The sequence below is a fragment of the Asaia sp. SF2.1 genome, assembly GCF_000505765.1.
In the GTDB taxonomy this organism is placed as follows: domain Bacteria; phylum Pseudomonadota; class Alphaproteobacteria; order Acetobacterales; family Acetobacteraceae; genus Asaia; species Asaia bogorensis.
On record NZ_AYXS01000050.1, the window covers coordinates 69,860 to 82,645 of the forward strand.

Sequence of the window (12,786 nt, forward strand, 5' to 3'; positions counted from 1 at the left end):
TCTGTCGCTCCTGAAGGATGAGGCTCACGCGGGAAAGGGTTCTCTCTCCCCCGTCATCATGGCTTCGTCAAGGCATCAATTGGGCAATCCTGCCCCCGGCCCACAATGAGGCGCCTATCCCCCTCTGGCGAGGTGTTCCAGCGCAGGAAGATTGAGCAAAGTGATCTGCGTGACCTGGGTGATGGTGATCATCATTTCACGTTGCAGGGCATTGAGGGTGCGGCTGACTGTCTCGATGGTAAGACCAAGATAATCGGCAATCCCGGTACGGCTCATGGGCAGGTGAATGACGATCTCTTTCGTAGGGGAGAGATGATGCTGCTCCAGAAGAAAGCTGGCCAGACGCTCGCGCGCCGTCTTGCGTCCCAGCAGCAGCATACGGCGTTGCGCCTGAACCAGCTCGCGCGAGGCCTCTTCCATCAGGCGCAACTCAAGCTCCGGAAATTCACGGCGCAACAGGCCAAGCCCGGTGCGGGAGAAACGGCAGAGCGACAATGGACCAAGGGCCTCTGCACTGAAGGCATAGGTGGCACCGCTCGCAAGCCCGAGAAAATCGCCTGATTGCCCAAAGCCCGTGATCTGACGCCTTCCATCAGGCATGAGGGTAAAAATCTTAACGTGCCCCGCCGTCACGATATAGAAATCGGCGGCCGCCTCACCCTCCTGGATGAACGTCTTGCCGGGCGCGACGGACAGGCGGTGGGAATACTGCGCAAGTCGCGCCATATTATCCGGATCGATAACGGAACAAATACTCCGCGTACGCGCCTCGCAGTGAAGGCATTGCCCGCAACTGCCGCAAGGTCCAAGCGCACTGATACTGTCCCTCGTCTGCGCGTCCATGGCGTCAACGATCCTCATCTTTTTTATTTTTGTTCTTGTTCGGTTAACAATACGTCATATACTGTTGCCAATTCCCCACGGTCGTTAACAACGTTGTTGCATCTTTGACATGGATCAAGGCGCTGCATCATAGCGCATGGTGAGAGAACGTCACTGTTTAATCACGGATGACGTTGATGAAGACCTCTTTCAAGATTTCCACCGCTCTTCTGACCGGTTTTGTTGCCGCTGTTGCAGCACCCGTCGCGCAGGCCCAGACGCCCCCCGTCGTCAACACGCCGGTTTCAACGAACATGGTGCTCGCACCCCAGGCTCAGGCCGTTGCTGCACCCCGCTCATCCTCCAGCGATGAATGTGGCCTGTTCAAGACCTGCTCCAGCACCAAGATCGGCCTTGGCAAGGGTGACTTCATCATCCGCCTGTCTGCCCTCGGCGTCATTCCGCAGGATCGTGACAGCAAGCTCTGGCTCAATGGCGCCGCCATTCCAGGCCGCGTCAAGACCACCAATCAGGTCATGCCGGAACTGACGTTCGAATACTTCTTCACGGATAATATCTCGATCGACCTGATTGCCGCCAGCACCCGTCATGAAGTGGCTGCCAAGGACACCCCGCTGGGTGGTATTGATGTCGGTAGCGCCTGGGCTCTTCCGCCCACCATCACGCTGGCCTGGCATTTCCGCCCCCACAAGCGCTTCAACCCCTATGTGGGCGTCGGTGCAACGCTGGCATGGTTCCACAATGTGTCGCCCGCCGGCGGCCTCGTGCAGAAGCTCAATGTTGGCGTGACGGGCGGCCCGTCGGTCAATGTCGGCTTTGACTATCAGCTGGTTGGCAACTGGTTCTTCAACATGGATGCCAAGCAGATGTTCATGCGTATGCATGCCTGGGCCAATGACCGTGGGTCGGGCGCCTTCATCAAGGCCCATGACTCGCTCGACCCCACCACGGTCGCAGCCGGTATCGAATACCGCTTCTGATATTCCCCTCCCCGGGAACATCGGAACAGAAAGGCTGCCCGTTATCGGGCAGCCTTTCGTCTTTTCAGCTCTGTGAAGATCCCGCCTGTCTCGTCTGCACACGAAGGCTGATGAGGAAGAAGACCCCTCCGCCCAGCGTCAAGACCAGCCCGACCCACCCGACAGATGTCCAGCCCGCACCCGCTGAAATCGCGAGTCCCCCAAGATAGGGACCAATCGCATTGGCGGTATTGAACGCGCTCTGGTTGAACGCTGCCACAAGCCCTTCGGCACCATCGGCCACTTCGAGAAGACGTGACTGAACAACGGTAGACAATCCACCGCTTGCCCCGATCATGAATACAACAATGGCCAGAGGTAGAAAGGCATGGGCAGCCATCGGGGAAAAGGCCATGGCTACAGCACCGACAATGAGAACGCCTCCCATGGTAGGCATCATCCAGCGATCGGCCAGCCAGCCACAAACCAGTGTTCCGGCTGTCATTCCTAGACCAAAAAGCGCAAACATCGGCGGGACATAACCCGCTGGAACATGCGTAACATGATCCATGATCGAGGCAAGATAGGTGTAGACGCAGAAAATACCACCGAAGCCGATCACCCCCACACCCAGTGTCAACCAGACCTGTACCATCCGCAGGGCGCGCAGTTCGTTGCCTATCGATGCCCCCATGCGTGGCCTGTCTCGGGGCACAAACCAGCCGACAAGGCCCGCCGTGATCAGTGAAAGCAAGGCAATCACTGCGAATGTCCATCGCCATCCAAGAGTCTGGCCGATGATGTCCGCTGCAGGTACGCCTGCAATCGTTGCAATCGTCAGGCCGAGAATCACACGACTGACAGCACGTGATCTTCTTTCTGGTGGAACGAGGCAGGAGGCGACCAGACCTGCAACACCAAAATAGGCGCCATGAGGCAAGCCTGTGACGAAGCGGCAGACCAACAGCCAATCCGCCCCGGAACACAGTGCACTCAGCGCATTGCCCAGCGCATAGAAAAGCATCATGCCAACAAGCAGATGTTTACGGCTGAACCGGGCACCGAACAGAGCGAAAAGCGGCGCCCCAACACTTACGCCTGCAGCATAAGCCACAATGATATGACCCGCCTGAGGCTCGGAGATGCCGAAACCTCGCGCTATCATAGGGACCAGACTCATCGCGGCGAACTCGGCCGTTCCAAGGGTAAAGGTACCCAGTGCCAACACGAAAAATATCGTGCTGACCGTTGAAAGGGAGGCGTTTCCCCCCATTCCCTGTCCTGTCATGATTGACTCTCGTGGATGTCACGCCAGGCAGACTGCCCCATGCCTGGCTGTTCCTCTTTGATGGAAAAAGTTCAGGACCAGTCCGGATAGTCTGTGTAGCCTTCAACGCCGCCCACATAGAAGGTCTGAGGGTCAGGCGTGTTGAGCGGCAAATCTTCGCGCAGACGACGCACAAGATCGGGATTGGCAATAAAAAGACGCCCAAACCCCGCCGCATCAGCTTTTCCCTGCGCAACGTATTGTGCGGCATCTGCCGGTGTGAACGAGTCATTTGCGATGACAGGGCCATCAAACAGAGTTCTGAGCCGCGAGAACTGACTGTCTGCGCCCTGGCTTTCACGAATGAACAGATAGCCTGCCTCGCGCGCCCTGAGCTGAGACACGACATATTCGAAAAGCGTCACGGGGTCGCTATCGCCCATATCATGCTCCTCGCCGCGCGGGCGAAGATGGATGCCAACGCTGTTTGGCCCCCAGACAGACGTCACCGCATCAACGACTTGCAGAAGGAATCTGGCCCGGTTCTCAATGGAACCACCATATTGATCGCTCCGGTGATTCGTACTGTCCTGCAGGAACTGGTCAACCAGATAACCATTCGCTGCGTGGATATGCACACCATCGAATCCGGCCTTTCTCGCATTGTCAGCCGCCCGGCGATAATCATGGACGATCGAGGCGATCTCATCCTGATGCAACGCGCGCGGCGTCGGATAGGGCCTCTTGGGCCGGAGCAGGCGCACATGCCCCTGAGCCGCCAGAGCACTCGGTGCGACCGGCAAGGCACCATCCAGATATTCGGGGTCCGAGATACGGCCAACATGCCAAAGCTGAGCCATAATACGCCCACCAGCATCATGAACCGCGTCCGTTACTGTTCTCCATCCGGCAATCTGATCCTCATCCCACAAACCTGGCGTCCGCGGATAACCGACACCTTGGGAAGAGATACTTGTCGCCTCACTTATGATCAGGCCAGCTGTGGCGCGTTGCGCATAATATTCAGCCATCAACGCCGTGGGTACGCGCTGCTCATCAGCGCGACACCGCGTCAGGGGGGCCATGATAATACGGTTTGGCAATGAGAGCGTGCCGAGCTGTAATGGCGAGAAAAGACTGGTCATGAGTTCCTCCAACATGGTCAAGACATGTATGGGTGGAACTTAAGTGTCCGGCTCCAGACGGTAAGTCTCGTATTATTCGACAGGGTGTAGAGAATTTGTCCCCGAAACCTTCAGGTGATCCCTTCTCGGGTATACGCATTTTCATTGCGACCGTTCAGGAGGGAAGTTTTGCCAAAGCAGCGACACGCCTTGGCCTGACCAAATCTGCCATAGGCAAAAGCCTTCAGAGACTTGAGACGCGTCTCAACACCGAGCTGTTTTACCGCTCCTCAAGAGGCGTTTCACTCACCGGGGATGGCGAGATTTTCTATAATCGCTGCAAGGTCGCTCATGACGAACTCGAACAGGGCGAGATGGAACTCCTGATCAAGACCTGTGGCCCGACAGGCACGGTACGCATCGACATGCCGGCTTCCTATGGGCGGAATGTGGTCATGCCGATACTGATCGACCAGATGAACACGCATCCCGGTCTACGAATTATCGCGACTTTCAATGACAGGATCATTGATCCCCTGCAGGGGAGCAGTCATCTGACCCTGCGGTTCGGTCTTATCCGGGATACGCATGACCTGGTAGCGAGACGCATGACCACACAGGCACTGATCTTGTGCGCGAGCCCGTCCTATCTCGCAAATTACGGTATGCCTGCCACAATTGCCGATCTGGACAGGCATCGTTGTCTTGTAGGATTTTCGGACCACGCTTCGCCACGCTGGGCCGTCAGGACGGAAAACGGAACGAGGGGCTATTACAGTCCCCTTGCCAATCATCAGATCGGCGACGGCGACGCAATCCTTCAGGCAGCACTGGCGGGATGTGGCCTGTGCCAGCTTCCTGAATTCATGGTAAATCAGGCGATCGCCGCCGGGACCCTGGTTCCTCTTCTTCCCGCCCTGAGCCTGACCATTCCGGTCAACCTGATCTGGCCCGCAACCTGCCGTCTGCCCTCACGTGTGCGTCATGTCATCGACGTTCTGAAAGCAACGCTGCCAGAGCGCAAGACATCACAGATATGCAGCTAATTCATCTTCGAACCATGATCAGAAGCAGCCAGTGCTGCCTTCATAATTCTGTAATGGCCAAATCACCGAAGCTTCACACACCGTAACGAACTCTCCGAATAGGGTGCGCCGCGTTCAAGCCCGCCTTAAAGGAAAGTTTACTGATGAAGCTTCGCAAGCAGCGCCATGCCCTTACGCTGTCTCTCTTCTGCTCTCCCCTCGCCCTGCTGAGCGCCACCGCTCACGCCGCAGATGCGAAGCTTCCCGTTCATCACAATACGGCACCCGTTTCGCAGCTGCATGCCCAGAACGCTTCGCGCAAGGCAAAGGCCCTGACCTCCACCGCGCCGGCGGAAGAAGTCATTGCAACCGCGCGTCGCACGCGTTCTGAGCAGAGTGTGGGCCATACGCAGCTGCAACGCATCCTGCCCGGCCTGAGCCCGCTCAAGGCGTTGCAGATCCTGCCGGGCGTGGTGTTCAACAATGCCGACCCCTGGGGCAATAACGAACAGAATTCTTCGCTGTTCATTCACGGCTTCAACCAGAACCAGCTTGGCTATACGCTCGATGGCATTCCGCTGGGTGATCAGGCCTATGGCAACTATAACGGCCTGTCGCCACAGCGCGCCGTGATCAGCGAGAACGTGGGCAACGCCACGGTCGCGACCGGTTCCGGCGCCCTTGGCACGGCCTCGACCTCCAATCTGGGCGGGACGCTGCTGTTCTCCTCGCTCGACCCCAAGCAGAAAATGGGTGGTCAGCTCGATCAGACATTCGGCAGCTTCTCGACCTTCCGCACTTTTGCCCGGTTCGATACTGGCAATTTCGGCAATGGCAATTCGGCCTATATCTCATGGGCGCGGCAGGATGCCCGCGCCTGGGACTTTGCCGGCCATCAGGGCGGCAATCAGGTCAATGCGAAGTTCGTGCACAAGGGCAGCAAGGACAAGATCACCTATTTCTTCGACTGGTCTGACAAGGTCGAACCCAATGAAGACGGCATCGTGCTGCCCAACGGCTATGGCACCTATGTGCGCCCCTTCACCTATCCGGATTTCAACTACGCCAAATCCTATCTGAACTCTGCGGCCTACAAGAATGCCGGGCTGAACTACCGCAACTATTATTCCGCCGCCCAGCGCGAGGATTTTCTGACCTATCTGGGCTGGCAGCACGACTTCAACGCCAACCTGCATTGGGACAACAAGCTCTATTACCATCACAATCTGGGTGAGGGCGTTGTGGCAGGGCCGATCACGGCGGCAGGTCTGCCCACACTGTTCAGCGCCTATTTCCCGAACCAGAGCGCCAGCCAGCTCAGCAACGTGTTCGGCGGCTCGGGCTACGCCACGCGCACGACCGAATACTGGGATAATCGCGGCGGCCTGATCACCACGCTGCGCTACAAGCTGGGCCATCACGACCTTGAGGTCGGGGGCTGGTACGAGCGCAACAACAACACGCAGGCCCGTCGCTGGTATCCGCTGGACGCAAACAACCCGACCACACCTTATGACCGCCAGCAGGATGCCCTGATCAAGCAGTACACCAACTATTTTTATACCAACACCTTCACCACCCACCTGCAGGACAGCTGGAAGGTGACGAAAAACTTTACCCTCTCGGCAGGCTTCAAATCCGAGCTGGTCTACACAAACGGCACCCTGCCCGTAGCTGGCAAGCCAGGATCGCTCTCACCGGCAACAGCCGTGACCGTACCGGGCGGCACGATCGCCGCGGTCAAGCCGTTCCTGCCGTCTTTCGGTGCGCTGTGGAACATCACGCCCAACGAGCAGTGGTTCGCCAATATTCAGGAAAATATGCGCTCCTATCAGAGCGCCGGTTACGGCAATGCCACCCCCTGGGGTGCCACAAGCCAGGCCGCTTTCGAGGATTTCAAGAAGAACGGCAAGGTCGAGACCTCATGGACCTATGAGACCGGCCTGCGTACCCATCACCATGTCAATCTCGGCCCGCTGACCGATATCTCGGCACAGGCTGAATATTATCATGTGCATTTCTCGAACCGTCTGGTCGCCATTGCCACCACGCAATCGCTGTCCTCCATCATCGGTTCGGCCACCACGCTCGCCAATGTGGGCTCGGTCACAACGGATGGCATGGATTTCTCCTTCACCGCGCAGTTCGGCCCACATTTCTCGATCTATAACGGGCTGAGCTATAACAAGTCGGTCTATAACGACAATTACAACTCCGGCACGTCCACCATCCGCATTGCCGGGCGCAATGTGGCGGGTCAGCCGGACTGGACCGAGAAATTCGTTGCCACCACGAACTGGGGCAATTTCTACGGCCAGTTCATCGGTGACGTCATGGGTAAGCGCTACACCACCTATACCAATGACCTCTGGGCCTCGCCGACCGCACAGTTCAGCATGAATGCGGGCTACACCATTCACGGTATCCCCCATATTCCTGCCTTGCGCGTTCAGGGAAACATCACCAACCTGACCAATACGCGTGGCTGGTCCACGGTCAGCACAACGCAGACTTCAGGTCAGTTCACGGCCTATCCCATCGCACCGCGGATGTATTTCCTGACGCTGAGCGCCAACTGGTAACATAGCCCGACACAGGAACGACGCTGCCCGATCAAGAGGGCCGCGTCGTCCTTCTTTCACAATGCCTCCTCCCGCGCCTGTCTTTTGCGGGAGCGGGCCTGAGGAGGTTCGATTTGCTGTCACGTCGTCACGCTCTCACTCTTGGTGCTGCGGGATTCTGCGCGCCGGCCTTTGCCTCGCGCTCCTTCGCGGCCCCGTCTCTGGCGCCAAAACCACTCGTCTTTTCTCATCGCGGGGCTTCTGCCTTGCGGCCCGAGCACACGCTGGCCTCTTACGCCAAGGCAATGGAAGACGATGCAGATTATATCGAACCCGATCTGGTCATGACGAAAGACGGCGTGCTGATCGTGCGCCATGAGAGCAATATTGCCGATACCACCGATGTTGGCTCGCGCCCCGAATTTGCTGCCCGCAAGCGCAGCCTGACCATTGACGGGCAGAAAGAGACCGGTTGGTTCACCACCGATTTCACCCTCGCCGAACTCAAGACCCTGCGGGCAAAAGAGCGCCTGCCGCAGCTTCGCCCGCATAACACGCGCTATGACGGGCATTTCGATGTGCCGACCTTTGAAGAAGTGATCGATTTCGTGGCCGGTGAATCCGCCGCGCGTGGCAAGGTGTTCGGACTCATCCCCGAAATCAAGAACTCCACCCATTTCCACAGCCTCGGTCTGGACCCGGAAACCACATTCCTGCGCACCCTCGCAGCGCATGAATATACCCGCCAGGCCCCTCTGGAACTCCAGTCTTTCGAGACCACCAATCTGCGAGCGATCAGTGACAAGACGCGCGCCATCAACCCCCAGGCGCGGGTCATGTTCCTGATGGGTGGCCCTGACCAGACACCGCCCGATCTGCTGGGCAAAAGCGATGCAAAAAGCTTTGGCGATTTCATGAAGCCGGAAGGCCTGCGCGAGATACGCCACTTTGCCGATGTGATCGGCCCGTCCAATACCGATCTGATCCCGCGCAAACCGGACGGCTCGTGGGGTACGCCCACATCGTTGATCACCGACGCTCATGAAGCCGGGCTGCTGGTTCATTCCTACACGGCGCGCCCTGAGAACTATTTCCTGCCGAAGGAACTGCGCGATGGGGGCGCGCTGAACGCCCGCAACCCGCAAGGCATGATTGCAGAGGTGAAGCGCTATCTCGATATGGGACTGGACGGCTTCTTCACGGATGACCCGGCCCTTGGCCGACTGGCAGTCGATACGGCGGGATGAGCCGATAAGTTGATCCGGCGCAAACTTGCCTGCGTTGGACAGGTCATGCAGGGTTTGCGCCCTGTATATCCTGCCCTCACGATGGAGAGCTCCCTTGGCCGCGCACGATCTGTTTCCCGGTAAAGCCTTCGACGCCTTCCTGTTCGACATGGATGGCACAATTCTGACCTCCATCATCGCAGCAGAGCGCGTATGGACCCTCTGGGCCCAGAAGCACGGTCTGGATGTCGAGAAATTTCTTCCCACGATTCATGGCGTTCAGACCGTCGAAACCATACGCCGTCAGAAACTGCCGGGCGTCGATCCGGTCGCCGAAGCGCACTGGATTACCAGCCGCGAACTGGAAGACACGCATGGCATCGACCCCATTCCGGGTGCCACGGCATTTCTGAACAGCCTGCCCGCCGATCGCTGGGCCATCGTCACCTCAGCCTCGCGTGAGCTTGCGCTCAAACGCATCGAGATTGCCGGACTGCCCTTGCCGAAAATCCTGATCACGGCGGAAGACGCCCCCAATGGCAAACCGGCCCCTGACTGCTTCCTGCTCGGCGCGCAACGTCTGGGCTTCGATGCCAAAGACTGCGCTGTATTCGAGGATGCCCCTGCCGGGATCAAGGCAGGCGAGGCCGCAGGCGCCAGTGTGGTGGTAATCACAGCCACCCATACCCATGAAGTGGATGTGCCCCATCCCACTGTGCCGGGTTACGAGGCCCTCAAGGCCCATCGTCTGCCCGATGGCCGCCTGTCCATTCTGGGCGACAACGCCGGCTGAGGCAGTCGGGAAACAACCATGTCTGTCATCACCATCGCCGCCGCCCTGTTGCATGACGGGGCGGGCCGTCTTCTGCTGGTACGTAAACGGGGTACGCAGGCCTTCATGCAGCCAGGCGGCAAGATCGAGCCAGGTGAGACCCCGTTGGCGGCGCTTTTACGCGAAATCGACGAGGAGCTGGGCATCCAGCCAGAGGCGCGTTCGTGCCACTTCATCAGGCAGATCGAAGCCCCGGCGGCCAACGAGCCAGGCCATGTCGTACGCGCCAATCTGTTCGCCCTGCCCTGGTCCGGCCCCATCATCATCGCCGCCGAGATCGAGGAGGCGTGCTGGGTCACCCCCGAAGAAGCACAAGGCCTGATTCTGGCGCCTCTCACGCGTGAATACGTCCTGCCTCTCCATGCCAGCCTCTCTTGAAAAAAGACGGCAGCATTTCTACTTCTCCCTGCAAATCGGTGCCCTTGCGGCACCATCACAGTCTTGAGGGATCTCCATGACCGAAAACACCGAAAAAGATCAGGTCCAGGGCGCCGAAAAGCATGAATTCAGCGCAGAAGTCGGGCGTCTGCTCGATCTCGTGGTTCATGCCCTTTACTCCGAGCGCGAGATCTTTTTGCGTGAGCTGGTGGCCAACGCCGCCGATGCTTCCGACAAGCGTCGTTTCGAGGCGCTGACCGATGCCGCCAAGGCTCTTCCGGCCGACGCTGCCATTCGCATCCACCCCGACAAGGATGCCCGCCTGCTGACCATCAGCGATAATGGCGCAGGCATGAGCCGCGAGGATCTGGCGAGCAATCTCGGCACGATCGCACGCTCCGGCACACGCGCTTTTGGCGAGAAGCTGAACAGCGCAAAGCCGGAGGACCGCCCCAGCCTGATTGGCCAGTTCGGCGTCGGCTTCTATGCCGCCTTCATGGTGGCCGACAAGGTGGACGTGATTTCGCGCCAGCCAGGCTCCGAGCAGGCGTGGCAGTGGTCGTCTGATGGCAAGGGTGCCTACACCATTGCGCCTGCTACGCGCGAGCAGCCCGGCACGGACATCATCCTGCACGTCAAAACCGATGCCGACGAATTCCTCGACGCCTGGCGCCTGCGCTCGATCATCCGCAAATGGGCCGACCATATTTCATGGCCGATCACGCTGCGCGAGGGTGAGGAAGACAAATCGGCCAATGAAGGCACGGCCCTGTGGCGCAAGTCGAAATCCGACATCACGCCCGAGCAGTACACCGAGTTCTATCGCCACGTTGCCCATCAGTTCGACGAGCCCTATGCAACCCTGCACTGGAGCGCGGAAGGCACGACCGAATTTACGGCGCTGCTGTTCATTCCCGGTGCGCGCCCGTTCGACTTCATGGAGCAGTCGCGTGAGAGCAAGGTGCATCTCCATGTGCGCCGCATGTTCATCACCGACGAGGCCGAGCTTCTGCCGGCCTGGCTGCGCTTCGTGAAGGGCGTTGTCGATACCGAAGACCTGCCGCTGAACGTCTCTCGTGAAATGCTGCAATCGACCCCCGTGTTGCAGCGCATCCGCAAGGCCGTGACCAAGCGCGTGATGACCGAAATCAAGAACCGCGCCAAGGACACGGAAAATGCCGAATCCTTCGGCACGTTCTGGGAAAATTTCGGCCCGATCATCAAGGAAGGTATCTGGGAGGATTCCGAGCATCGTCAGGAGCTCGCTGCCCTGTCGCGCTTCCGTTCCACGGCGTCTGACGATCCGACCACGCTCGATGCCTATCTGACGCGCATGAAGCCGGGTCAGGAATCGATCTACTACCTGACGGGTGAAAACGCCGAGGCGCTGGCTGCCTCGCCACAGCTTGAAGGGTTCCGTGCCCGTGGCATCGAGGTGTTGCTGCTCTCCGATCAGGTGGATGGTTTCTGGCCCGATCGTCTATCTTCCTATGAAGACAAGACCCTGAAATCCATCAATCAGGCTCACGGCGATCTTGAGAAGTTCGAAGCCCCGACGCCGGAAGGCGAGGCTGCGGATCTTGAGAAACTGATCCCTGCGCTCAAGGAAGCCCTCGGCGAGGACGTGAAGGATGTGCGCGGCACGGTGCGTCTGGTTGGCAGCGCCGTGGTGATCACGAGCGAAGGCGGTCCCGATCTGATGATGCAGCGCCTGATGCGTCGCTCGGGTCAGGGCATGCCCCCCGCAGCGCCCATCATGGAGATCAACCCGCATCACCCGCTCATCCGTGATCTCGCAGCACGGGTGGAGAAAGGTGAGAGCGTGGCCGATTTCGCCCGCGTTCTGCTGGATGTCGCCCGTATTCAGGATGGCGAGACCTTGCCCGATGCCGCCGGTTTTGCGCAGCGCCTGACCGCCATGCTGACGAGCGCTGCCACAGCCTGAATTGTCACCGCCGATCACGAGGCGCCGAACCCTTGATACCGGCGGTCGGCGCCAGTCATCAGTGCAGGCATGACATCACGTTGAAAAAGGCCCGGACCCACAATCCGGGCCTTTTTTCGTAGTCGCTTGCGAAACATCCCCCCATCCAGCTCGGCAAAGGCGCCGAGGCTGAGCCTTGCACGCCCCGCATCGGGCTGGACCACGCAAAGGCGCAACTTCCTCCCCGCCGGACGAGTTCTCTCTTGCCAGCGGGCAGGCGTTTCGCCCGTCCGGCAGGAGGGATCTTGATCATGACGCAAAGCAGTTTTCACCCGACCAAGGAAATGGCCTCGGCGGCGCGCCACGGTCTCAAATTGCGCGAGAAATTCAATCGCGGCGGGACAGAAGCCGGTGTCAAACGCGCCGAGCAACTGGCCGAACAGAAGGATCTGGATGAGAGCGACCTCAAATCCATGCACAGTTTCTTCGCCCGCCATAAATCGGACCAGAAAACCAAGACCCATGAATGGGGATCGGATAGCGACCCCTCTGCCGGCTATATCGCGTGGCTTCTCTGGGGCGGGGATCCTGCGCGCGACTGGGTTGAACGCAAGATCGCCTCACTCGACAAATAAGCCCTGTAACAA

The 12,786-nt window shown here is 58.9% G+C and carries 11 protein-coding genes; 8 read left to right on the forward strand and 3 right to left on the reverse strand.

Going from position 1 to position 12,786, the window contains the following annotated elements; all coding sequences use genetic code 11:
- Positions 1–114: 114 nt before the first annotated feature.
- Positions 115–726: a Crp/Fnr family transcriptional regulator gene (locus P792_RS34685; RefSeq protein WP_235075544.1), complete on the reverse strand. Its 612-nt coding sequence runs from the start codon at positions 724–726 to the stop codon at positions 115–117.
- A gap of 293 nt (positions 727–1,019) precedes the next feature.
- On the opposite strand from P792_RS34685, the gene P792_RS34690 reads away from it, so the two are divergent.
- A complete protein-coding gene (locus P792_RS34690; RefSeq protein WP_023979883.1) occupies positions 1,020–1,823 on the forward strand; it encodes an OmpW family protein in 804 nt (267 codons plus the stop codon).
- A gap of 64 nt (positions 1,824–1,887) precedes the next feature.
- On the opposite strand, the gene P792_RS34695 is transcribed toward P792_RS34690, so the two are convergent.
- Both P792_RS34695 and P792_RS34700 read right to left on the reverse strand, forming a co-directional pair.
- Entirely contained in the window at positions 1,888–3,090 is a 1,203-nt protein-coding gene (locus tag P792_RS34695) for an MFS transporter (protein WP_031241640.1), read from the reverse strand.
- A gap of 71 nt (positions 3,091–3,161) precedes the next feature.
- On the reverse strand, positions 3,162–4,214 hold the full coding sequence (locus P792_RS34700; protein WP_023979885.1) for an alkene reductase: 1,053 nt from the start codon (positions 4,212–4,214) through the stop codon (positions 3,162–3,164).
- Positions 4,215–4,309: 95 nt separating this feature from the next.
- Here P792_RS34700 and P792_RS34705 point away from each other — a divergent pair, with 95 nt between their 5' ends.
- The 7 genes from P792_RS34705 to P792_RS34740 all read left to right on the forward strand — a co-directional run bounded on the left by P792_RS34705 (position 4,310) and on the right by P792_RS34740 (position 12,774).
- A complete protein-coding gene (locus P792_RS34705; protein WP_023979886.1) occupies positions 4,310–5,239 on the forward strand; it encodes a LysR family transcriptional regulator in 930 nt (309 codons plus the stop codon).
- A 143-nt stretch (positions 5,240–5,382) separates the two neighbouring features.
- Positions 5,383–7,800 (forward strand): TonB-dependent receptor, encoded by a 2,418-nt coding sequence (locus tag P792_RS34710; RefSeq protein WP_023979887.1) that lies wholly within the window; start codon positions 5,383–5,385, stop codon positions 7,798–7,800.
- Positions 7,801–7,913: 113 nt separating this feature from the next.
- Positions 7,914–9,026 carry a glycerophosphodiester phosphodiesterase family protein gene (locus P792_RS34715; protein WP_023979888.1) on the forward strand — a complete coding sequence of 371 codons (1,113 nt, stop codon included), beginning with the start codon at positions 7,914–7,916 and terminating at the stop codon, positions 9,024–9,026.
- Positions 9,027–9,120: 94 nt separating this feature from the next.
- Complete coding sequence (locus P792_RS34720) at positions 9,121–9,798, forward strand: HAD family hydrolase (protein WP_035440870.1); 678 nt, start codon at positions 9,121–9,123, stop codon at positions 9,796–9,798.
- Between the two features lie 18 nt (positions 9,799–9,816).
- Positions 9,817–10,215: an NUDIX domain-containing protein gene (locus P792_RS34725; RefSeq protein WP_031241644.1), complete on the forward strand. Its 399-nt coding sequence runs from the start codon at positions 9,817–9,819 to the stop codon at positions 10,213–10,215.
- Positions 10,216–10,291: 76 nt separating this feature from the next.
- The gene (htpG, locus tag P792_RS34730; RefSeq protein ID WP_023979891.1) at positions 10,292–12,160 is read left to right on the forward strand and encodes a molecular chaperone HtpG; all 1,869 of its coding nucleotides are present in this window, start codon (positions 10,292–10,294) and stop codon (positions 12,158–12,160) included.
- A 290-nt stretch (positions 12,161–12,450) separates the two neighbouring features.
- Positions 12,451–12,774 (forward strand): hypothetical protein, encoded by a 324-nt coding sequence (locus P792_RS34740; protein WP_023979893.1) that lies wholly within the window; start codon positions 12,451–12,453, stop codon positions 12,772–12,774.
- Positions 12,775–12,786: the final 12 nt, after the last annotated feature.